This is a genomic window from Pseudomonas sp. FA-1, assembly GCF_056856075.1.
Genome location: NZ_JBWXTH010000007.1, coordinates 206,487 through 228,112, shown reverse-complemented (window position 1 = coordinate 228,112; position 21,626 = coordinate 206,487). Strand labels below are relative to the sequence as shown.

The 21,626-nt window shown below is 63.0% G+C and carries 17 protein-coding genes; 9 read left to right on the top strand and 8 right to left on the bottom strand.

Annotated features, from left to right (window positions below):
* Nucleotides 1-28: 28 nt before the first annotated feature.
* Entirely contained in the window at nucleotides 29-580 is a 552-nt protein-coding gene (nudE, locus tag AC1MHZ_RS14945; protein ID WP_084858824.1) for an ADP compounds hydrolase NudE, read from the top strand.
* A 149-nt stretch (nucleotides 581-729) separates the two neighbouring features.
* Here the strand turns inward: nudE and nfuA are convergent, their stop codons facing one another.
* From nfuA to AC1MHZ_RS14930, 3 genes are all read right to left on the bottom strand, one after another.
* On the bottom strand, nucleotides 730-1,314 hold the full coding sequence (gene nfuA, locus AC1MHZ_RS14940) for a Fe-S biogenesis protein NfuA (protein WP_043206916.1): 585 nt from the start codon (nucleotides 1,312-1,314) through the stop codon (nucleotides 730-732).
* A 58-nt stretch (nucleotides 1,315-1,372) separates the two neighbouring features.
* On the bottom strand, nucleotides 1,373-2,407 hold the full coding sequence (locus AC1MHZ_RS14935; RefSeq protein ID WP_368829277.1) for an acyltransferase family protein: 1,035 nt from the start codon (nucleotides 2,405-2,407) through the stop codon (nucleotides 1,373-1,375).
* 222 nt (nucleotides 2,408-2,629) lie between these two features.
* Nucleotides 2,630-4,930: a fatty acid cis/trans isomerase gene (locus AC1MHZ_RS14930; protein ID WP_324817718.1), complete on the bottom strand. Its 2,301-nt coding sequence runs from the start codon at nucleotides 4,928-4,930 to the stop codon at nucleotides 2,630-2,632.
* Nucleotides 4,931-5,105: 175 nt separating this feature from the next.
* On the opposite strand from AC1MHZ_RS14930, the gene metH reads away from it, so the two are divergent.
* Both metH and AC1MHZ_RS14920 read left to right on the top strand, forming a co-directional pair.
* A complete protein-coding gene (gene metH / locus AC1MHZ_RS14925; protein WP_482966564.1) occupies nucleotides 5,106-8,813 on the top strand; it encodes a methionine synthase in 3,708 nt (1,235 codons plus the stop codon).
* A 164-nt stretch (nucleotides 8,814-8,977) separates the two neighbouring features.
* Complete coding sequence (locus tag AC1MHZ_RS14920; RefSeq protein WP_084858827.1) at nucleotides 8,978-9,196, top strand: DUF2970 domain-containing protein; 219 nt, start codon at nucleotides 8,978-8,980, stop codon at nucleotides 9,194-9,196.
* 265 nt (nucleotides 9,197-9,461) lie between these two features.
* Here the strand turns inward: AC1MHZ_RS14920 and AC1MHZ_RS14915 are convergent, their stop codons facing one another.
* Nucleotides 9,462-10,541: an ABC transporter substrate-binding protein gene (locus AC1MHZ_RS14915; RefSeq protein ID WP_482966563.1), complete on the bottom strand. Its 1,080-nt coding sequence runs from the start codon at nucleotides 10,539-10,541 to the stop codon at nucleotides 9,462-9,464.
* Between the two features lie 216 nt (nucleotides 10,542-10,757).
* Between AC1MHZ_RS14915 and AC1MHZ_RS14910 the strand changes: the two genes are divergently transcribed.
* The 6 genes from AC1MHZ_RS14910 to AC1MHZ_RS14885 all read left to right on the top strand — a co-directional run bounded on the left by AC1MHZ_RS14910 (nucleotide 10,758) and on the right by AC1MHZ_RS14885 (nucleotide 18,029).
* Complete coding sequence (locus tag AC1MHZ_RS14910; RefSeq protein ID WP_084858829.1) at nucleotides 10,758-12,410, top strand: nitrite/sulfite reductase; 1,653 nt, start codon at nucleotides 10,758-10,760, stop codon at nucleotides 12,408-12,410.
* Nucleotides 12,394-12,888: a DUF934 domain-containing protein gene (locus AC1MHZ_RS14905; RefSeq protein WP_084858830.1), complete on the top strand. Its 495-nt coding sequence runs from the start codon at nucleotides 12,394-12,396 to the stop codon at nucleotides 12,886-12,888. Before AC1MHZ_RS14910 ends, AC1MHZ_RS14905 begins: the two co-directional genes overlap by 17 nt.
* A gap of 339 nt (nucleotides 12,889-13,227) precedes the next feature.
* On the top strand, nucleotides 13,228-14,031 hold the full coding sequence (dkgB, locus tag AC1MHZ_RS14900; protein WP_084858831.1) for a 2,5-didehydrogluconate reductase DkgB: 804 nt from the start codon (nucleotides 13,228-13,230) through the stop codon (nucleotides 14,029-14,031).
* A gap of 361 nt (nucleotides 14,032-14,392) precedes the next feature.
* Nucleotides 14,393-15,415: a hypothetical protein gene (locus AC1MHZ_RS14895; protein ID WP_482966562.1), complete on the top strand. Its 1,023-nt coding sequence runs from the start codon at nucleotides 14,393-14,395 to the stop codon at nucleotides 15,413-15,415.
* Between the two features lies 1 nt (nucleotide 15,416).
* Complete coding sequence (locus AC1MHZ_RS14890; RefSeq protein WP_324816640.1) at nucleotides 15,417-16,121, top strand: hypothetical protein; 705 nt, start codon at nucleotides 15,417-15,419, stop codon at nucleotides 16,119-16,121.
* A gap of 45 nt (nucleotides 16,122-16,166) precedes the next feature.
* A complete protein-coding gene (locus tag AC1MHZ_RS14885; protein ID WP_482966561.1) occupies nucleotides 16,167-18,029 on the top strand; it encodes a type VI secretion system Vgr family protein in 1,863 nt (620 codons plus the stop codon).
* Nucleotides 18,030-18,132: 103 nt separating this feature from the next.
* Here AC1MHZ_RS14885 and AC1MHZ_RS14880 read toward each other — a convergent pair whose 3' ends face one another.
* The 4 genes from AC1MHZ_RS14880 to AC1MHZ_RS14865 form a co-directional block, all read right to left on the bottom strand.
* Nucleotides 18,133-18,753 (bottom strand): LysE family translocator, encoded by a 621-nt coding sequence (locus AC1MHZ_RS14880; protein WP_224456155.1) that lies wholly within the window; start codon nucleotides 18,751-18,753, stop codon nucleotides 18,133-18,135.
* A 121-nt stretch (nucleotides 18,754-18,874) separates the two neighbouring features.
* On the bottom strand, nucleotides 18,875-19,441 hold the full coding sequence (locus AC1MHZ_RS14875; protein ID WP_084858836.1) for a nucleotidyltransferase family protein: 567 nt from the start codon (nucleotides 19,439-19,441) through the stop codon (nucleotides 18,875-18,877).
* Nucleotides 19,438-20,409, bottom strand: coding sequence for an XdhC family protein (locus AC1MHZ_RS14870; protein WP_482966560.1), 972 nt, complete (start codon nucleotides 20,407-20,409; stop codon nucleotides 19,438-19,440). The genes AC1MHZ_RS14875 and AC1MHZ_RS14870 overlap by 4 nt, the downstream gene beginning before the upstream one ends.
* A 3-nt stretch (nucleotides 20,410-20,412) precedes the next feature.
* Entirely contained in the window at nucleotides 20,413-21,624 is a 1,212-nt protein-coding gene (locus AC1MHZ_RS14865; RefSeq protein ID WP_084858838.1) for a cytochrome c, read from the bottom strand.
* Between the last annotated feature and the right edge of the window lie 2 nt (nucleotides 21,625-21,626).

Here is a 21,626-nt window from a genome sequence, read left to right as displayed (position 1 = left end):
GACGCCTACCGTTTGCAGAGGCCCCGCCATGCGCCAGAGCCCTACCATTCTCAAGACCGAACTGCTGGCTGAAAGCAGCCATTTCCAGATCGAAGCCCTGCACCTGCAGTTCAGCAATGGGCAGCGCCGGGTGTACGAGCGCTTGCGCGGCACCGGCTACCGCTCGGTGCTGCTGGTGGTCATGCCTGATCCTGCGCATGTGCTGATGGTTCGTGAATACGCCGTGGGTGTGGAAGGAACCATCCTCGGCCTGCCCAAGGGCGGAGCCGACACGGGGGAAAGCTACCTGGATGCGGCGCAGCGGGAATTGGGGGAAGAAGTGGGCCTGCGTGCCACCCGCCTGACCGAGCTGGGCGAGCTGACCCTGGCGCCTGGGCATCTGTGCCACCGCTGCCGGGTGGTACTGGCCGAACAGCTCAGCCCCTGCAGCAATGATGGGGGTGACGAGCCTGAGCCCTTGGAATGCGTGACAGTGCCCTTGGCCGAGGTCCCTGCCTTGGTGGCGCGTGGCGAACTGCATGAAGCCCGGGCCATCGCCGCGCTGTTCATGGCCATGGGCGCGCTTGCGCAGCGTACCTGATAGCGGCGCCAGTCCCCATCGCGGGACAAGCCCGCTCCCACAATATCAAAAAACCTGTCCAGCCCTGGCGCGGCGCAGCTTCTGTAGGAGCGGCCTTGCGCCGCGAAAGGGCTGCACAGCAGCCCCAGGCTGTTGACCGGCGAACAGGATCAGTAGTACGCGTTTTCCTTGTTGCTGTGGTCGGTCACGTCGCGCACGCCCTTGAGCTCCGGAATACGCTCGAGCAGGGTGCGCTCGATACCGTCCTTGAGGGTGACGTCGGCCTGGCCGCAGCCCTGGCAACCACCACCGAACTGCAGCACGGCGATGCCGTCGTCGACCACGTCCACCAGGCTCACAGCACCGCCGTGGCTGGCCAGGCCCGGGTTGATCTCGGTCTGCAGGTAGTAGTTGATGCGCTCGTTGAGCGGGCTGTCCTCGTTGACCATCGGCACCTTGGCGTTCGGCGCTTTGATGGTCAGCTGGCCGCCCATGCGGTCGGTGGCGTAGTCGACCAGCGCGTCCTCGAGGAACGGCTCGCTGACCGCGTCGATGTAGGCGGTGAAGCTCTTCAGGCCGACGGCGGTATCATCGGGCTTCTCTTCGCCCGGCTTGCAGTAGGCGATGCAGGTTTCGGCGTACTGGGTACCCGGCTGGGTGATGAAAATACGAATGCCGATACCCGGGGTGTTCTGCTTGGAGAGCAGATCGGCCAGGTAATCATGGGCGGCGTCGGTAATGGTTATAGCGCTCATGGAAGTTCCTCACAGACTTGCGGCCAAGTGTACGCCAACCTGGCCTTCGAACAAAGTCCTAGTATTTGACTCGGGAAAGCGCGAACGCCTGCCGTTGCTCCCCGCGCGCCTGCAGCCAGGCCTGCAGGCGCCGGTGCAGGCCACGTTCGAGCCACTGGTAGCTGAGCCACGACATTAGTCCAATGGACAGCACACAGGCGGCGAACACGCCGTAGGGGTCCAGGCCCAGGCGTTGGCTGGCGAACCAGCCGCCATACAGCACCAGCACATGCATCAGGTACACCGAATAGGAGCAGTCGCCCAGGGCCTTGAGTGCCTGGTTGCCGTGGAAGTACGGCTCGAGCGCGACGAAGGCCAGCACCACCAGCGCGCTGGGCAGGCCCCAGTGCAGCAAGCGTACCGAGGCATCCAGGTGATAGAGGGCCAAGCCGGCCAGGCCAAGCACCAGCAGTGGCAGCCACAGCCCTTCGCGCACCAGGCCCCGGCGATACAGCACGCCGATGCCGATACCCAGCAGGAACTCATAGATGATGCCGTTGTTGTAGAAGCGGCTGAGCACCCCGACCCGCCCCAGCACCTCGCTGACCAACAACAGTGCGCCAGTGACGAGCAACAGGTGGTGGCGCCGACGCACCAGGAAGGCCAGGCCGAACAGCAGGTAGAAGAACATCTCGAAATTCAGTGTCCAACCGACGTTGAGGGTCGGGTACAAGCCGTAGCCGCCGGGGTTCTCGGCCGGTATGAACAGCAATGACAGCAGCAGGTGCTGCCAATCGAACACCTGGTGCGGCATCCAGCGGCTGGCCACCAGCATCAGCGCGCCCATGAGCAGCGTGTAGAACCAGTAGGCTGGCACGATGCGCAATACCCGGTTGAGCAGGAACTGCCCGGGCGCCATGGGTTTGTCGCGGGTCGAGAGATAGATCACCAGGCCACTGATGACGAAGAAGATGTCCACGCCAACAGCGCCCCGGTCGGCAAGCAGTTGGCCGATGGGGCCGGTGGCATGGAAGTCGAAGAAGATCTGCATGAAGTGGTGGCACACAACCACCCAGGCGGCGAACGCCCGGAGAGCCTGAAGCGAATACAGCATGTCGGTTCCTGCGGTTTTCGGTGCATTGAGGCCCAGTGCAGGTAGGCGAGCGCTTCGCGCTCGATCGCGGGACAAGCCCGCTCCCACAAGGTTTGTGGCGATCCCTGTAGGAGCGGGCTTGTCCCGCGATGGGCTGCAACGCAGCCCCATTTGCATCCGGAACCACCCAGGGGTCCGACTGCGAAAAGCCGGGAAAGGTCAGGCGCCCTCCCCGGCAATCGATCAAAGGTTCTCGTAGCGATTCATGTCCAGCACCCCCGCCTCCACCGGCTCGGTCTCCTTGATGAAGGTGTTCAGGTCATGGAAGTAGCGCCAGAACTGCGGGTGGCTGCGGCGTATGCCCCAACGCTGGACGATCCGTTCGAACTTGGCGGTATCGTCGCGGGCTGCCTCCATGTCTTCGACGAACTCCGGCACATCCCGGGTGGGGATATTGAAGATGAAGTTCGGGTAGCTGCTGAGCACGCCAGGGTACAGCGTCAGGGTGTCCAGCCCTGGCTGGTAGCGGTAGGCTTCGCCCAGCAGGAAGGCCACGTTGCTGTGGGCACGGTTGCGCAGCAGGCTGTAGACCTGACGCTGGTCGCCCTGCCCTTCGATGCGCAGCATGGTCGCCTCCGGCAACTGGCCGATCACCTTGAGCCCAGCGGCCGGGCGCGATACCAAGCGGCTGAGGCTCTGCTCGGCGTCCTGGAACTCGGCGCTCATCTGCGCGCGCGAGCAGTGGGCGCCCTGGCAGCGGTTGATCGGGTCAGGGGCAGCATTGAGGCTGCCGGTACGCTGCAGCAGCTTCAGGCCAAAGTCACGCTTGGGGTTCTTGGTATCGAGCACCAGGCCGCTCGGGGTGCTGGTGTCGATGTCCTCGTAGTCCAGCCACATCTTCACCTTGCCACTGTTCTGGTACCAGTCGCCGAGGATCGCGCCACGTTGGTCGGCCGGCATCAGGCGCAGGAAGTTGACCTCGGCGCCGTTGCGGATCAGGTCGAAGTACAGGCGCGTCTGCAACTGGTGCGAAACGTTGCCGAATACGTCGAAGTTCACCGCCAGCTGGTAATAGGTACGCTCGAACAACGGGTAGTCGAACAGCCAGATGGTCAGCGGCACGTCACCGATCAGGCCCTTGCTCACTGCAGCGCTGTCGAAGTGGCGGAAGATGGTCAGCAACGCGTTGTCGTTGCCGGCCCACAAGGTAGACCAGCCTGGTGCCGGCATGTCGGCATAAGCCTTGCGGCGCAGCTTCTCGTACTCGTTGCGCTTGTCGCGGTAGGCGTGCCAGAGGCTCAGCACGCTGCCCACGTCGTCGATCTGCCCGGGCATCGCCAGCAATGGCGTGGCCTCGCCGCGGTACTGGGCATCGGTGACATAACGGTCGTGCGCCGGCTCCTGGAACAGCGCCCAGAAGTTGTCCCGGATCACATCGGTGGCGATCTGCCCACGGCACACCGGGCCGCGGATGAAGGTGCGCACGAAGTACTCGGCGTTATCCAGCATGAACTGGTAGCGCGCCACCGCCGGGATCGCTTCGAAGGTCTCGAATGGGTTGGAGCGGTGGCGCGGGCCGTAACCGGGCAAGGCGGTGGCATGCCAATCGCCGCTGTAGAACAGCTGCTTGACCCGCTTTAGCTTCTGCGGGCCCATCGGGTAGGTGATGTGGGTCTTGTGCACGATCACGCCCTGCACCGGAACCAGGCGATAGTAAAAATCGGTGCCCGGCGGGTCGTTGGGGCGGCGCGTGGCGATCAGGTCGACCGGCTGGCCGCTGGGCGTGCGCGAACGCACCCACTGGAAGAAGTGGCCTGGCTCACCGCCAACGAAATGGATGTGCGCCAGGAACAGGTGCTCGTACAGCCAACGGCCGACCAGCGCCTCGGTGGAGCCGGGGCGGTTGAACAGCTCTTCCCATTCGGCGATCTGCCTGGCCTCGGCCGGGCTTGGCTGGATCGGCTGGTATTCGACCGGCGCACCGGCAGCCAGCCAGCGTTGCATCGTCTGGTACTCGGTATCGGTCAGGCCGGTGACCGCCAGCGGCATGCCCTCCTTCGGGTGGGCGCCGGCGTAGGCATCGAACTCCTGGGGCAAGGGGCACATGTTGTTGCGGTTCAGGCCCAGGACGATCTCCTCGGGCAGCTTGGCATTGGGCGTGAGCGGTGTACGGTGACCCAGCTCGAGCATGCGCGCCATCAAGGCCGCCTGGCTGCCCTGGTTGTCGAGTACCGAATAGAAACCCTTCTTGCGCCAGGCCTCCTCGCTGTGGGCATCGTAGAACAGGCGCGTGGTCGGCACGGCCTTGCTGCGCTCGCCTTGGTACACGGGCGTCTTGGACGCGCCGCGCACCGCGCCTTCGGGGCTTTCCAGCTTGAGCTGGCAGGCCGCGTCGTTGCATGCATGGCAGGCCACGCATTTCTCGGTGAAGATAGGTTGGATGTCCCGGGTGTACGAAATCGCCGAGCTCGATTGGGGGGCTTGCCCGGCCGCCACGCCACTGATGAGCAGGGCGAAGGCGCCAGCAAGTAAACGATGCACCATGTGCCGAATGTCCTGGTTCTTGAAAGCCATCACGATTTGCCTGTCCGGTCCCTGGGTGCTTGCTACGTGCCCGTCAACATGAAGCAAATTCATGCAAATGGCCAACACGTCTAAAATCCGTGCAGCTTTGTTATTATTCAGCACCTTCCGAAATTTGCCCGACCAGGTAGTTCCTATGTCCGACCGCAGCGCTCGTTTCCAAGCACTCCAGCACGCACTCAAGGAGCGCATACTGATCCTCGACGGCGGCATGGGTACTATGATCCAAAGCTACCGTCTGGAGGAACACGACTATCGTGGCACGCGCTTCGCCGATTGGCCAAGCGACGTCAAGGGCAACAACGATTTGCTGTTGCTCACCCGCCCCGATGTCATCGCCTCGATCGAGAAGGCCTACCTCGACGCCGGCGCCGATATCCTCGAGACCAACACCTTCAACGCCACGCAAATTTCCCAGGCCGACTATGGCATGGAAGCGCTGGTATACGAACTGAACGTCGAAGGTGCGCGCATCGCCCGCCAGGTCGCCGACGCCAAGACCCTGGAAACCCCGGACAAACCCCGTTTCGTCGCCGGTGTGCTCGGCCCGACCAGCCGCACCTGCTCGATCTCGCCGGACGTCAACGACCCAGGCTACCGCAACGTCACCTTCGACGAGCTGGTGAAGAACTACACCGAGGCCACCCGTGGCCTGATCGAGGGCGGCGCCGACCTGCTGCTGATCGAGACCATCTTCGACACCCTCAACGCCAAGGCAGCGATCTTCGCCGTGCAGCAGGTGTTCGAGGAAGACGGCGTCGAGCTGCCGATCATGATCTCCGGCACCATCACCGATGCCTCCGGCCGCACCCTGTCCGGGCAGACCACCGAGGCGTTCTGGAACTCGGTGCGCCACGCCAAGCCGATCTCGGTGGGCCTGAACTGCGCCCTGGGCGCCAAGGACCTGCGCCCATACCTGGAAGAGCTGGCCACCAAGGCCGACACCCACGTCTCGGCACACCCCAACGCCGGCCTGCCCAACGCCTTCGGCGAATACGACGAAACCCCGGCGGAAATGGCCGCGGTGGTCGAGGAGTTCGCCGCCAGCGGTTTCCTCAATATCATCGGCGGTTGCTGCGGCACCACCCCGCCGCACATCCAGGCCATCGCCGAGGCCGTGGCCAAGTACAAGCCCCGCCAGATCCCGGACATCCCCAAGGCCTGTCGCCTGTCGGGCCTGGAGCCGTTCACCATCGATCGCCAGTCGCTGTTCGTCAACGTCGGCGAGCGCACCAATATCACCGGCTCCGCCAAGTTCGCCCGGCTGATCCGTGAAGAGAACTACACCGAAGCCCTGGAAGTGGCCCTGCAGCAGGTCGAGGCCGGCGCCCAGGTGATCGACATCAACATGGACGAAGGCATGCTCGATTCGAAGGCTGCCATGGTCCGTTTCCTCAACCTGATCGCCGGCGAGCCGGACATCTCCCGGGTGCCGATCATGATCGACTCCTCCAAGTGGGAGGTGATCGAAGCGGGCCTCAAGTGCATCCAGGGCAAGGGCATCGTCAACTCGATCTCGATGAAGGAAGGCGTCGAGCAGTTCAAGCATCACGCCCGCCTGTGCAAGCGCTATGGCGCCGCGGTAGTGGTGATGGCGTTCGACGAAGTCGGCCAGGCCGACACCGCCGCGCGCAAGAAGGAAATCTGCCAGCGCAGCTACGACATCCTGGTCAATGAAGTGGGCTTCCCACCAGAAGACATCATCTTCGACCCGAACATCTTCGCCGTGGCCACCGGGATCGAGGAGCACAACAACTATGCCGTGGACTTCATCGAGGCCTGCGCCTACATCCGCGAGCATCTGCCATTCGCCCTGTCGAGCGGCGGCGTGTCCAACGTGTCGTTCTCCTTCCGCGGCAACAACCCGGTGCGCGAAGCGATCCACTCGGTGTTCCTCTACCACGCCATCAAGAACGGCCTGACCATGGGCATCGTCAACGCCGGCCAACTGGAGATCTACGACGAGATCCCCGCCGCGCTGCGCGAGAAGGTCGAGGACGTGGTGCTCAACCGCACCCCGCACGGCACCGACGCCCTGCTGGCCATCGCCGACGACTACAAGGGCGGCGGCGCGGCCAAGGAAGTGGAAAACGAAGAATGGCGCACGCTGCCGGTGGAAAAGCGTCTTGAGCACGCGTTGGTCAAGGGCATCACCGCCTTCATCGTCGAGGACACCGAGGAGTGCCGCCAACAGTGCGCGCGCCCCATCGAGGTCATCGAAGGGCCGCTGATGAGCGGCATGAACGTGGTCGGCGACCTGTTCGGCGCCGGCAAGATGTTCCTGCCCCAAGTGGTCAAGTCCGCCCGGGTGATGAAGCAGGCCGTGGCCCATCTGATTCCCTTCATCGAGGCCGAGAAAGGCGACACCCCCGAGGCCAAGGGCAAGATCCTCATGGCCACGGTCAAGGGCGATGTGCACGACATCGGCAAGAACATCGTCGGCGTGGTGCTCGGTTGCAACGGCTACGACATCGTCGACCTGGGCGTGATGGTGCCCGCCGAGAAGATCCTGCAGACCGCCCGCGAGCAGAACTGCGACATCATCGGCCTCTCCGGCCTGATCACCCCGTCGCTGGACGAGATGGTCCATGTCGCCCGCGAGATGCAGCGCCAAGGCTTCGACCTGCCGCTGATGATCGGCGGCGCCACCACATCCAAGGCACACACTGCCGTCAAGATCGAGCCCAAGTACAGCAATGACGCCGTGGTCTACGTCACCGACGCCTCGCGCGCGGTGGGCGTGGCCACCCAGCTGTTGTCCAAGGAACTCAAGCCGGCCTTCGTCGAGAAGACCCGCCAGGAATACGTGGAAGTGCGCGAGCGCACCGCAAACCGCAGCGCCCGTACCGAGCGCCTGGGCTACGACCAGGCCATCGCCGCCAAGCCGCAATACGACTGGTCCGGCTATACCCCGGCGGTGCCCTCCTTCACCGGCGTCAAGGTGCTGGAAGACATCGACCTGCGCGTGCTGGCCGAATACATCGACTGGACGCCGTTCTTCATCTCCTGGGACCTGGCCGGCAAGTTCCCGCGCATCCTCACCGACGAAGTGGTCGGCGAAGCCGCCACGGCGCTGTACAAGGACGCCCGCGAGATGCTCGACAAGCTGATCGACGAGAAGCTGATCAGTGCCCGGGCAGTGTTCGGCTTCTGGCCAGCCAACCAGGTCGCCCATGATGACATCGAGGTGTACGGTGACAACGGCGAGAAACTGGCCACCCTGCACCACCTGCGCCAGCAGACCATCAAGCCGGACGGCAAGCCCAACTTCTCCCTGGCCGACTTCGTCGCGCCCAAGGACAGCGGCCTGACCGACTATGTCGGCGGCTTCATCACCACCGCCGGCATCGGCGCCGAGGAAGTGGCCAAGGCCTATCAGGACAAGGGCGACGACTACAACTCGATCATGGTCAAGGCCCTGGCCGACCGCCTCGCAGAGGCCTGCGCCGAATGGCTGCACGAGCAAGTGCGCAAGCAGTACTGGGGCTATGCCAAGGACGAGCAGCTGGACAACGAGGCGCTGATCAAGGAGCAATACAGCGGCATCCGCCCTGCCCCGGGGTACCCGGCCTGCCCGGACCATACCGAGAAGGCCACGCTATTCCGCCTGCTCGATGGCACCGCCATCGGCCAGACCGGCCCGAGCGGCGTATACCTGACCGAGCACTTCGCCATGTTCCCGGCAGCAGCCGTGAGCGGCTGGTACTTTGCCCATCCTCAGGCCCAGTATTTCGCCGTGGGCAAGGTCGACAAGGACCAGATCGAGCGCTACAGCGTGCGCAAGGGGCAGGACGTCAGCGTGAGCGAGCGCTGGCTGGCGCCTAACCTGGGTTACGACAGCTGATCGTGTACGGGGGCCGTTTTGCGGCCCGTTCGCGGCACAAGGCCGCTCTACAGGAGGATGCGCCAGCCTTGTAGGAGCGGCCTTGTGCCGCGAAAGGGCTACAAGGCAGCCCCCATACACCTGTCTACACTGTCCCTGATTGCCTCTGTTTCAAGGAGCCCTTCATGGACGACAAAGACCCAGGCAAAGCCCCCACCTTCTGGCAGATGCTACAAAGCATCCTCGCCGCTGCCTTCGGCGTGCAAAGCGGCAAGAACCGCGCCCGCGACTTCACCCACGGCAAGGCCAGCCACTTCATCGTGCTGGGCACCTTGTTCACCCTGGTTTTCATCCTCGTGCTGGTGGGCCTGGTGCAACTGGCCCTGCACCTGACCGCTCGCTAGAACACACGCCGCCCGCGGATATCCCTTCCGCGGGCGGTTCTGGTTTTGCCCATGGTCTTAGGTTCGGCGTTACTGGTGGCTGACCCAATACACAGCGGCCACGACGACGAGGATGATCAGGCAGAGGATCGCCCAGGCGTCGACACTGCTGTCAGCTTTGCGCAACTTGGTCGAATTTCCCATTGCATTGCCTCTTGTAGTGGTTATGGGAATGCACTTCAACCAGCAGTTAAGACCAGCAATGCCCTTCCCTCAAGCAGGGTTTTCAATACTCGACGGGCGACGCCAGGAAAGGGTAGTGAAAGTCGAGCGAACGGCCCTGGGCGCTGTAGCGGCGAAAATCGACGCCCAGGTCGTCCTGCTGCAGCAGGTCGAGCCAACGCCGCGCCTTGGCCTGGTCGATCAATTGCAGCACCGGAATGTGGTGCTCGGCCAGCCCATCACGGTTGATCGCCAGCCCCTGGGCGTCATCGTGAAGCATCACCATGGCCCAGCCGCCCAAGGTGAAATGCCCGCCCATCAGCACACCCAGGCGCCCTTCGATACGGGCGCGCAGGGCCTCGGGCGAGCTGTTGATAGCACTGAAGATCACGTCCCGGCCAGGCTTGCGCCCCGCCTCCTCGAAGGCCTGCATGGCCCCGAAGGCCATCTCGTCGTTGGCCGACCACACCAACTGCGTTTGCGGGTAACGCGCCTGCAGCACCTGGGCCTGCTCGTAGGCACGCTGGCGGCTCCAGCCGCCGTAGACCACCTGACGCAGGCGCACCTGGGGAAGGTCGGCCAGGGCGCGGCGCATGCCTTGCTCGCGCAGCTGCGACGCCGGCGTGGTCTTGACCCCAGCGAATGCCACCAGGTCCACCGGGCCGGCGCCTGGCGGCAACAGCGCGACCATTTCCCGCAGCATCTGGTACCCGGCCTGTTCATCATTGCCGGTCAGCGTACCGAGCAAGGGCGCATACTTGCCCGGCTGGGCCTGGATGCTCTGCGCCTGGGCCTCGGTCAACCCGTTGTTGACCAGGAACAGCTTGACCCCCAGGCCTCGGGACAGACGGATGATTTCAGGGGCCAGGTACTGTTCGTTGACCAGCACCAGGTAATCGGGCCGCCGGGGGCCTGCCAGCACGGCCTTGGCCTGGGTCAAAGCGAGGTCAGTCCGCCGCTCGCTGTATTCGATCTGCAGGTCCATGCCCAATTCATCGGCCGCCGCCTGCATGAAGCGCGAATAGCCCACCCAGAACGTTTCATTGGAATAGCCGGGGTTGAGGAATACCACGGAGGCGGCCTGTGCGCTCGCCGCTGCCAGGGGCAGGCTCAGGCACAAGCCCCGGCACAAGGCCTTGAGCATGCGAATACATCCCTGCGAAGCAAACCCGGGATTATAAACAGACCCAGCGATTGCGCGAGCAAATGGCAGTCAGTCTCACTTAGTCCAATTGGTTCTTTTCATATGCAAAAACATCACTTTAGCGCATAAACACAACCTGATATCGTGCCCCGGCTCCGATGCGGAGTGCGCGGCCGTGCGCGCGAATTGCTGCCTGCAGCCTGAGACAGGACTTATATGTACGTATACGACGAGTACGACCAGCGGATCATCGAGGACCGCGTCAAGCAGTTCCGGGATCAGACCCGCCGCTACCTGGCCGGTGAGCTGAGCGAAGAAGAATTCCGCCCTCTGCGCCTGCAGAACGGCCTTTATATCCAGCGTTTCGCCCCGATGCTGCGGGTCGCCGTGCCGTATGGCCAGCTCAACGCCCGTCAGGTCCGCGTGCTGGCCAAGATCGCCCGCGACTACGACAAGGGCTACGCCCACATCAGTACCCGCCAGAACGTGCAGTACAACTGGCCGGCGCTGGAAGACATCCCGGATATCCTGGCCGAGCTGGCCACCGTGCAGATGCACGCGATCCAGACCAGCGGCAACTGCCTGCGCAACACCACCACCGACCAGTTCGCCGGCGTTGCCGCCGACGAGGTGATCGACCCCCGCCCGTGGTGCGAGATCGTCCGCCAGTGGACCACCTTCCACCCGGAGTTCGCCTACCTGCCGCGCAAGTTCAAGATTGCCATCAATGGCTCGAAAGAAGACCGCGCGGCCATCGAAGTGCACGACATCGGCCTGGAGCCTGTGTACAACGAGGCTGGCGAGCTGGGCTTCCGTGTCCTGGTCGGCGGCGGCCTGGGCCGTACCCCCGTGGTGGGCTCGTTCATCAATGAGTTCCTGCCCTGGCAGGATCTGATCAGCTACCTGGATGCCATCCTGCGCGTGTACAACCGTTACGGTCGCCGTGACAACAAGTACAAGGCGCGGATCAAGATCCTGGTCAAGGCCCTGACGCCTGAAGTGTTCGCCGAGAAGGTCGAGGCCGAGATGGTCCACCTGCGCGGCGGCCCGACCACCCTGACCGAAGCGGAACTGCAGCGCGTCTCGCGCCACTTCGTCGACCCGGCCTACCTGGCCTTGGACAATGTTGACTACACCTCGCTGGACCAGGACTACCCAGGCTTCGCCCGCTGGCGTGCGCGCAACACTCGCGCCCACAAGAAACCTGGCTATGTGGCCGTCACCCTGTCGCTCAAGCCCACCGGCGTCGCCCCGGGCGACATCAGCGACAAGCAGCTCGACGCCGTGGCCGACCTCGCCGAGCGCTACAGCTTCGGCTTCCTGCGTACGTCCCACGAGCAGAACATCATCCTCGCCGATGTCGAGCAGCGCCAGCTGCACGCCCTGTGGTTGGAACTGCGCGAGCTGGGCTTCGCCACGCCGAACGTTGGCCTGTTGACCGACATCATCTGCTGCCCGGGCGGCGACTACTGCTCCCTGGCCAACGCCAAGTCGATCCCGATCGCCGAGTCCATCCAGCGCCGCTTCGACGACCTGGACTACCTGTTCGATATCGGCGAGATCGACCTGAACATCTCCGGTTGCATGAACGCCTGCGGTCACCACCACGTCGGCCACATCGGCATCCTCGGCGTGGACAAGAAGGGCGAGGAGTTCTACCAGGTTTCCCTGGGCGGCAATGCCGCGCGCGATGCCAGCCTGGGCAAGATCCTCGGCCCATCCTTCGCCCAGGACGAAATGGCCGACGTGATCGAGAAGCTGATCGACGTGTACGTGGAACAACGTACCGAGGAAGAACGCTTCATCGACACCTACCAGCGCATCGGTATCGACCCTTTCAAGGAACGCGTCTATGCAGCGAATCATTAAGAACAACCAACTGGTCGACGAAACCTGGCACCTGTTGCCCAAGGACACTTCGTTCGACGAGCTGACCAACTGCGACGACTACATCGTCCCCCTGCAGATGTGGCGCGACCATGCCCATGCCCTCAAGGCCCGCGACGGCGGCCTGGGCATATGGCTGGACAGCGACGAGGAAGCCGAGGAAATCGGTGACGACGTGCAGCACTTCCAGGTCATTGCCTTGAACTTCCCCGCGTTCACAGACGGGCGCAACTATTCCAATGCGCGCCTGCTGCGTGACCGCTACAAGTTCAAGGGTGAGCTGCGCGCCATCGGCGACGTGCTGCGCGACCAGCTGTTCTACATGGCCCGCTGCGGCTTCGACGCCTTCGCCATCCGCGCCGATAAGGACCCGGAAGACGCGCTGCAAGGTCTGAAGGACTTCTCGGTGACCTACCAGGGCGCCACCGACGAGCCGCTGCCGCTGTTCCGTCGTCGCTGATTGTCGCCTGCGATGCCAGACGGCCCGCCTCTATGGCGGGCCGTTTCGTTTTCTGTGTCGGTCCTTTCGCGGCAACAGCTACTGCAGTGCTCTTGGGCGCGACCCGGTCCCTGTGGGAGTGGGTTCACCCGCGAAGACGCCGGCAACGGAATAACCCCATTTCCCTGCAACAAAATCACGACTTGATTGTTGATTCTTGATCGTGAATCAAATGACCTTGGCCCTGCCCTGCCTTAATCTATCCCCCCGAAACCCGCACACTGCATCCCACACGAAGAGCGATCGAACCCCAGCGACCAAGCTCGGTTCGGTTCCCCCTCACTCACCAGGAGCAGATCCATGAGCATTCCATCCTTCGGCCTCGGCACCTTCCGCCTTACCGGCCAGGCCGTCATCGACTCGGTCAAGTCCGCACTGGAGCTGGGCTACCGCGTCATCGACACCGCGCAGATCTACGGCAACGAAGCCGACGTCGGCCAGGCCATCGCCGAAAGCGGCGTGCCCCGTAGCGAGCTGTTCATTACCACCAAGATCTGGGTCGACAACTACGCGGCCGATAAGCTGATCCCCAGCCTGCGCGAAAGCCTGGCCAAGCTTCGCACCGACTATGTCGACCTGCTGCTGATCCACTGGCCGGCGCCGGGTAATGGCGTCGAACTGGTCGAATACATGACCGCCCTGGCCGAAGCCAAGAAACAAGGCCTGACCCGCCAGATCGGCGTCTCCAACTTCAATATCGAGCTGACCCGTCAGGCCATCGAAGTGGTTGGCGAAGGCGAGATCGCGACCAACCAGATCGAGCTCAGCCCGTATCTGCAGAATGCCAAGCTGACCGCCTTCCTGAAGGCGCAAGGCATTGCAGTGACTTCCTACATGACCCTGGCCTACGGCAAGGTGCTCAAGGACCCGCTGCTGGCCGAGATCGCCGCCAAACACAAGGCCACCGTGGCACAAGTTGCCCTGGCCTGGGCCCTGCAATTGGGTTACGCGGTCATCCCGTCCTCCACCAAGCCGGAGAACCTGGCCAGCAACCTGCTCGCCCGCAACCTGCGCCTGGACGACGAAGACATGGCACGTATCGCCACGCTCGAGCGCAATGGCCGTGAAGTCAGCCCCGACGGCCTGGCGCCGACCTGGGACTGACCACCCCACAGCTTGGGGTCGCTTCGCCCCCCATCGCGGCACAAGGCCGCGATGGGTCTGTAGGAGCGGCCTTGTGCCGCGATGGGCTGCAAATTAGCCCCTTATACCCCCATCCCCCAAACACTACCCTTTTAAAAACGGCAAGCACCACGCGCAACAAAACCAACAACAAAGACCATTCCTACAACAAACCAATTAACGTCCTACATTTCGAAATACGCAATTAAAATTTACCCAGTCAAAAACAACGTGTAGTTCATTGACTGAAGTTCCTCGCTATTTTCTACTTCTCTGCACACCACTGACCCACTCCTGCAGGACGCAGGGCATGTATCAACATGCACAGTAAGGAATGCAGACCATGTACTACATCCCCCCGCTTTGCACACGCACCAACCCCTGGGGCGAAAACCCCCGCGGCCTACTCGGCAAAGGCGAATTGCCCTGGCCTGAACTGGTCGCCGCTCGGGCCTTCCCGTCATTGATCGATATCGAAGGCTGGTATAACACCGACGACTACAGTGCAGCGATGTTCCTGGCCAATGAGCTAGCGATGCCTGACGCTGAGATGTCGGCAGACGAGGCCCAGGAGTCGCTTACACTCCTGCTCAGCCTGTTCGCCAGGCTGGAAAACGCCGGCCAGAATACTGTCCAGGAGCTGGAAGCCTTGCGCGAACGCGCCGAGTCGATCCCGACCCTAGGGCCGCTCTGGTTCTCCCCCGCCAGCCTCCCCAGCACGCTGGGCACTGTCATCCACCTGGTATATGCGGCGTCGAACACCAAGCGCTTGATCGACCTGCTGGACCTGCCCGAACCTCTGAAGAAAGACCTCAAGGCCTGGGCCGCGGAGCGCGGCCGTGCAGGCAGCCGCTCGGCGCGCAAGTCATTTCAGCGCCGGATTAAATTGGTGCACGTGGGCGGTGCACTCAAGTTCCAAGTGCCGGTGATGAAGGGGGCGGCCTATTACAACATCAGGTCGTTGCGGGTGGGGAACAATATCCATATGCCGGTTCACCAGGCTCAACGATTGCTGAACAGTCGCGTGGGGCTTGATCCACGAACCTATGGCGCGCAGGGATTCGCGAAGGTGATTTCAAGCAATGCGGTGGGGGCGCTATTGTCGTTCGGCCCACAAGCCGTTATCGATGCCAGGGCTTCCCAGTCATTAGGTGAGTTCTGGGAGCGGTCTGCGTATAGCCAATCCGCCAATGCGGCGGCCTTTGCTGGGGGCGTGTTGGCTACGGTAGCGCTTAGCTCAATTGGGGCCCCATTAGTAATTGTAATCGGCATGTCTTTCATAGCTAGCACAATAGCTCAAAAGATATTCCTCGAGCGCGGGCTAGACAAAAAATATGGTGATTGGCTAACAAGAGGCAGGATGTGAAATGCCATTTTCGGAGGCCTATGAAGTTTTCAAGGCTACTCGCTACGGCATGATGTTTACAGTCGCTTGTCTGCTCCTTGCCTGCATGGAGTCCGAGTGGCTGCTTGCACCTGCTCTAATTGCTTCTGCTTTCATACTTTGGACGAGAAGCCAGTGTGCTTATGTAAGTGATAGTTATAGTTATTTTTGCGTGCAGCTCATAATCTATTTGTTCTCTATGTTCGTCTTCATATTTGGCACGTATACCTACACTCTCGCCTCCGCAAGGTGGGGATGGTTTCTAGGCTTTTTGTTGTTTTTCGCTGCACAGCTTCTGACCGGGATGACTTACGTCCTAGCTTCCCGTTTAAAATTGAAAACTTTGCCTTACGAGATACGCGATGGAAGAGTTCATGTCACTTCTCGCCGAAGCCACTATGTTTCTCCAGTTTGGGCTGGTCTTTCTACTCTTAGCAGTGGCGCTGTTGGCCCGTTGTTGACTGAATATCCCACCGCGACGCTTGTGATGTGCATAATCCTACCTTCGATTGTGATCATAAGCATCTGGCGCACAGTAGCCGGCCTAGCCCACCTACGTGCAGAAGAACGCCGCAAGGGCGTGCGCTACACCTTCTCCAACCTCGAAGAAATCCAAGCCATACGCGCCCGTTCTTGGGCCGCACGCCTGTTCATCGCTTTCAACAACCTCGTCAGCAGGCAACGATAGGTCAGTGCCTTCAATCGGCCCGCGCCGCTACTCAGGAGAAATGACATGCTAATCGAAGACATTGCGGCGCTCTTCGCCCCGCAGAACCGAAGGCTGATCAAACTGACCACGCCACTCTCTGCCGACCAGGAACTGCTGGTCGATACCTTCGTCGGCAATGAAGGCCTTTCCACACTGTTCCACTACGACCTGTCGCTGATCAGCCAGGATGCGCATATCGAACTCAAGTCACTGATCGGCAAGCCGGCCCTGTTGGAGATCGAGCTGGCCGAGGGCGGCGCACGGTTGATCCATGGCTATGTCAACGATTTTGCCAGCGGCGGCAGCGACGGGGGCCTGGCCTATTATTCGGCGACCTTGGTGCCCTGGCTCTGGATGCTCAGCCGGCGCTTCGATTCACGTATCTTCCAGGACCAGACCGTCGAGCAGGTGCTTACCCAGGTGTTCGCCGGCTACGGCTCCCTGCCCAGCGTCCAGTTCAACCTCACCCGGCCGCTCAAGACCCACAGCTACATCACCCAGTACCGCGAGAGCGACTTCAACTTCGTCCAGCGCCTGCTGGACCAGGAAGGCCTGTTCTACTATTTCGAACACAGCCATGAACAGCACACGCTGGTGATAGGCGACAACTCCACCTTGCTCACCGCCGTGCCCGAACAGCCCAGGATTCGTTTCCACAGCACATCGGTCACCGAGACCGCCGACGCCATCACCCACTGGAGCGGGTCACGCCAGTTGCAGTCCAGTCGCATGGCGGTACAAACCTTCGACTACAAGCAACCGCGTAACGCGCTGCCGGTAGTCATGGACAGCCTCAACCAGCAAGGCGATGTGGCGCCTTTCGAGATCTTCGACTTCCCAGGCCAGTACACTCATGGCGACTATGACGCGGGCGAACGCCTGGTGCGCAACCGCCTGGAGGCCCTCGAGGTGCAGGCCAAGGTCTTCGCAGGCAGCAGCAACTGCCGCGCCATGCGCACAGGCCATACCTTCGAGCTGCAACACCATTACGAACACGACCAGGGCAGCCCCGATGACCGGCGCTTCCTGCTCCTGGCGCTGCGCCACGAAGGCGCCAACAACTACCGTCATGCCAAGAGTGCCGTGGCCTACTACCGCAACCATTTCACCTGCATCCGCAGCAAGATCCCCTACCGCCCCCAGCCCACTACCGAGCGCCCACTGCTGCATGGCCCACAGACCGCCATCGTGGTCGGCCCGCCCGGCGAGGAGATCTTCACCGACAGCCTCGGCCGGGTGAAGCTGCAGTTCCACTGGGACCGCTACGGCCAGCACGACGACAACAGCTCCTGCTGGGTGCGTGTCGCCCAGGCCTGGGCCAGTGGAGGCTTCGGCAGCATCCAGATCCCCAGGGTCGGTGACGAAGTGGTGGTCTCCTTTCTCGAGGGCAATCCCGACCGCCCCCTGGTCACCGGCAGCCTCTACAACAGCCAGAACATGCCACCGTGGTCTCTGCCACAGAACAAGACCCAAAGCGGGTTCCTCACCCGCTCCACCAAGAGCGGCTCCGACGCGGCCAATTTCATCCGTTTCGACGACAAACAAGGCGCCGAGCAACTGCTCGTGCACGCCGAACGCTGCCTGGACACCGAGGTGGAACTGGACGAGACCCATAGCGTCGGCAACAACCGCAGCATCGCCGTCGGTGGTAACCAGTACCAGACCGTCCAGCAGGATGCGGAGGTGACCATCATGCAAGGCGCCTATTCCCTGGCGGTCACGCAAAAGCATGTCGAGATCCAGGCCAACACCCATATCACCCTGCGCGTCGGCAACAGCAGCCTGACCCTCACACCCCAGGCCATCACGCTCAAGGCCGACGCCATCCATAGCCAGAGCACAGGGGAAACCCGCATCGAAGGGCAACCCATCAAGCTGAACCAATGACTCGCCGAACCGCCTTGCGTACGCTATCGACGATACGCCATGTAGGCCGTACGCAAATCACCGGCCCAGCCATCGAGCACTGCCCAGCTGAAGGTGGCGCCGGTTAACGCCGACTCAGGGCCAGGCGGGCGGCAAATGCCACGAACACCACGCCGGTGGCACGGTCCATCCACTTGATCACCGGCCCACGACGCAGTGCAGCCGCCAGCGGCTGGGTCGCGGCGATCAGGACGACCGCCCAGAGCAGGCCGAGCAGGACATGAATGCCGACCAGGCCGAAGGTCCAGGCAACCAATGGCTGCCCGTGGGGAATGAACTGCGGCAGGAACGATACGTAGAAGATCCCGACCTTGGGATTGAGCAGGTTGCCCAGCATGCCCTTGAGGAACCAATTGGTACCGGGCCCTCCCTGCGCTCTGCCTGGTGACAACGCCTGACGCGGGCGCAGCAGCATGTTCAGGCCCAGGAATGCCAGGTAGGCGGCGCCGCAATACTTGAGCAGGTTGTAGGCCAGCTCCGAGACAGCAATCAGTGCCCCCAGGCCGAAAGCGACAGCCGCACCCCAGAGCAGGCAGCCGGCATTAATGCCCAATGCTGCGCGCAACGCCTGGGCCCTGTTCTCTACCGTGGCCGTTCTCAGGATAAGCGCGGTGTCCAGGCCTGGGGTCACGGTCAGCAGCGTGGCAGCGAACGTGAAGGCGATCAGGTTGTCTGCGATGGACATAGAAACGGGCCTCGACGGGGTCCTGCGCACGTTAGCAGGTCCACAGGTTGCTGTGAAAGTGCCTGAGCGCGCCGGATACACTTGGCGGCCCCCCGCGCCTACAAGGTCCGTGCCCTTGAGGTCAGTCCAGCAGCCCTTGCGGCGTGTCCACGTCGCGCAGCACGCCCGCATCCTCCACATCCACCCAAGCGCAATGTGCCCGGTGCGCCCGGACTACCGCCCGTGCGCCTTCGTCGCCCGTCAGCTGCATCAGCTGTGGCCAGAAGGCACGGCCAAACAATACCGGGTGCCCTGGCTGGCCCTGGTAACGGGGCAACCGGATGCTGTCCGCCGAGGCGGCATCGGCCAACTGGCGCAACGTCGAAGGGGCGATCCAAGGCATATCGCCCAGCAGGATGGCAACCGCCTCTGCCGGGCTGTCGCCGAGCGAGGCAACCCCAGCCGCCAGGCTATGACCCATGCCAAGGGCGGCATCAGGGCTGTGCACCACCTGGCAGGCAGCTGGCAGCCCCAGGTCTTGCGCCACCTCACCTGGCCGCAGCACCACCCTGACCTCACCGAACACCGCCAAAGCATGTTCGACGCTCTGCACCAGCACGCGGGTACCCTGTGCCAGGACAGCACGACGCTTGTCACCGCCAAAGCGCGCACTGCGTCCGGCCGCCAGGACCAACGCAACGACCGTCACAGCGCCTCGCGGGCGATGCCGCTACGGGTCCGCAGAATGTCGGCGAGTACCGCCAAGGCGATTTCCGCAGGTGTCTTGCTGCCCAGGTTCAACCCGATGGGCGCATGGATGCGGGCCAATTGCCCCTCGTCCAGGCCTCCGATGCGCTGGAGGCGCTCACGGCGTTTGTCCGAGGTGGTGCGCGAGCCCATCACGCCGATATAGAACGCCTCGGTACGCACGGCCTCGAGCATCGCCAGGTCATCGATCTTCGGGTCATGGGTCAGCGCCACCACCGCCGTGTCGCCATGGCAACCGCCATTGGCGATGAACACCGAAGGCAGCTCGCGACGGACCTCGATGCCCTCGAGCACCACGCCTTCGAGCACCTCGTCACGCGGGTCGCAGAGGATGACCTCGAACCCCAACCCCTTGCCGAACTCGGCGCAGAAATGCGCGACGCTGGAATACCCCGCCAGCAGCAGGCGCTGGGCCGCACCTACCCGCAGGCGAACGGTATCGGTGTCGTAGGCCACCCTTGGGCCCTGGCTGTGATCGTCGCTCAGGCGACGCTGGCCATCGTGCAGGTCCACTTCACGAAGCAGCCGGCGCTGTCCAAGCAGCGCCGACTCCAACTCACGTAAATGCGCCTGTATCTGGCAATCGGCTGGCAGGTTCTCCACCAGTACATCCAACACGCCACCGCAGGGCAGGCGGATATTGGAACGTGTGTCACTGCCATCGCCATAGCGCACCACGGTGGCAGGCTCTGCGAACTCGCCTTCGGCGACCCGTGCGAGGAAATCCTCCTCGACACAACCACCGGACAACGATCCCACCCATTGCCCTTGGTCGTTGACCGCCAGCAGCGAGCCCGGCGCACGAGGCGCCGAGCCGTAGGTGAAGAGCACGCTGCACAGCCATACACGTTGGCCGGCGTCAGACCATTGCAAGGCCTGGCGCACCACTTGCAGGTCAAGATGCTGCACGGCTCACTCCGGGCTCAGGTGCGCAAGCTGCTGCGCACTGAAGTCGCCCGGCAAACCACCCCAGGCCTCGCGCAGGTAGTTGACCAGGTCGGCGACCTGCTGGTCGTCGAGCTTGTCGGCAAAGCCCGGCATCGGCTGCATGCGCTCGAACCCGGTGAACTGCTGCTCACGGATGCCTTCGAGAATCACCTTGGCCAGGTTGCGCGAGTCGGCCTGGCGCAGCACGGTATTGCCCTGCATGGCCACCGCGATGTGCGGCTTGCCCTCGCCTTCGACGCCATGGCAGCCGGCGCAGACGTTGAGGTACTGCTGGCGGCCGCGCAGGGCGCTTTCGCCGAGCTTGTCCACCGGCACGGCCTGCACCACCTTGGCCGCGGGCGGCTGGTCACCCAGCAGGTAGGTGGCCATCGCGGCCAGGTCGGCATCCTCCAGGTGCTGGGTACTGTGGTGCACCACCGGGAACATCTCGTTGAACATGCTGCCCTGGGCGCTGATGCCGTGCTTGAGGAAGGTGGTCAGGTCCGGCTGGGTCCAGCCACGCTCGGCCAGGTCCTGGGCCAGCAGGCTGGGCGCCAGGTAGCCACCGAGCAGGCCACCGGTCAGGCGCTTGTCCTGCTCCAGGGCCCCGATACTGTTGCGTGGGGTATGGCACTCACCGCAATGGCCAAGCACTTCCACCATGTATTGCCCGCGCTGCCAGGCCTCGCTCTTGCCTTCGGTAGGCTGCAGCTGGACGCTCTTGCCATACAGCATGTTCCATCCGGCAAGGCCCATGCGCACGTTGAACGGGAAGCTCAGGCTGGTTTCGGGCGCCGGCCGGTTGATCGGCGGCACCGTCATCAGGTAGGCATGGATGGCATCGGCGTCTTCACGCTTGAGCAAGTGGTAGGAGGTATAGGGCATGGCCGGGTACAGGTTGGCGCCGTCCTTGCGCTTGCCCTCGGTGAGGGCGGCGAAGAATTCGTCGCTGCTGTAGTCACCGATGCCGTACTGCTTGTCCGAGGTGATGTTGGTGCCGTAGATGGTGCCGAACGGCGAATGGATCGGCAGGCCACCGGCGAACGGTGCCCCACCTTCGGCAGTGTGGCAGGCCATGCAGTCGGCGGCGCGAGCCAGGTATTCGCCACGCTTGACCTGGGCCTGGTCGGCCGCCTGGGCCCCGAGCGACAACACCGCGCCCACGGCCAGGGCGAGGCCGGAAAGAACTCGCAGCATGC

Excerpts from the sequence above, each read along its gene's own strand:
- nudE (WP_084858824.1), top strand. The coding sequence starts at position 29 with ATGCGCCAGAGCCCTACCATTCTCAAGACCGAACTGCTGGCTGAAAGC.
- nfuA (WP_043206916.1), bottom strand. The coding sequence starts at position 1,314 with ATGAGCGCTATAACCATTACCGACGCCGCCCATGATTACCTGGCCGAT.
- AC1MHZ_RS14935 (WP_368829277.1), bottom strand. The coding sequence starts at position 2,407 with ATGCTGTATTCGCTTCAGGCTCTCCGGGCGTTCGCCGCCTGGGTGGTT.
- AC1MHZ_RS14930 (WP_324817718.1), bottom strand. The coding sequence starts at position 4,930 with ATGGTGCATCGTTTACTTGCTGGCGCCTTCGCCCTGCTCATCAGTGGC.
- metH (WP_482966564.1), top strand. The coding sequence starts at position 5,106 with ATGTCCGACCGCAGCGCTCGTTTCCAAGCACTCCAGCACGCACTCAAG.
- AC1MHZ_RS14920 (WP_084858827.1), top strand. The coding sequence starts at position 8,978 with ATGGACGACAAAGACCCAGGCAAAGCCCCCACCTTCTGGCAGATGCTA.
- AC1MHZ_RS14915 (WP_482966563.1), bottom strand. The coding sequence starts at position 10,541 with ATGCTCAAGGCCTTGTGCCGGGGCTTGTGCCTGAGCCTGCCCCTGGCA.
- AC1MHZ_RS14910 (WP_084858829.1), top strand. The coding sequence starts at position 10,758 with ATGTACGTATACGACGAGTACGACCAGCGGATCATCGAGGACCGCGTC.
- AC1MHZ_RS14905 (WP_084858830.1), top strand. The coding sequence starts at position 12,394 with ATGCAGCGAATCATTAAGAACAACCAACTGGTCGACGAAACCTGGCAC.
- dkgB (WP_084858831.1), top strand. The coding sequence starts at position 13,228 with ATGAGCATTCCATCCTTCGGCCTCGGCACCTTCCGCCTTACCGGCCAG.
- AC1MHZ_RS14895 (WP_482966562.1), top strand. The coding sequence starts at position 14,393 with ATGTACTACATCCCCCCGCTTTGCACACGCACCAACCCCTGGGGCGAA.
- AC1MHZ_RS14890 (WP_324816640.1), top strand. The coding sequence starts at position 15,417 with ATGCCATTTTCGGAGGCCTATGAAGTTTTCAAGGCTACTCGCTACGGC.
- AC1MHZ_RS14885 (WP_482966561.1), top strand. The coding sequence starts at position 16,167 with ATGCTAATCGAAGACATTGCGGCGCTCTTCGCCCCGCAGAACCGAAGG.
- AC1MHZ_RS14880 (WP_224456155.1), bottom strand. The coding sequence starts at position 18,753 with ATGTCCATCGCAGACAACCTGATCGCCTTCACGTTCGCTGCCACGCTG.
- AC1MHZ_RS14865 (WP_084858838.1), bottom strand. The coding sequence starts at position 21,624 with ATGCTGCGAGTTCTTTCCGGCCTCGCCCTGGCCGTGGGCGCGGTGTTG.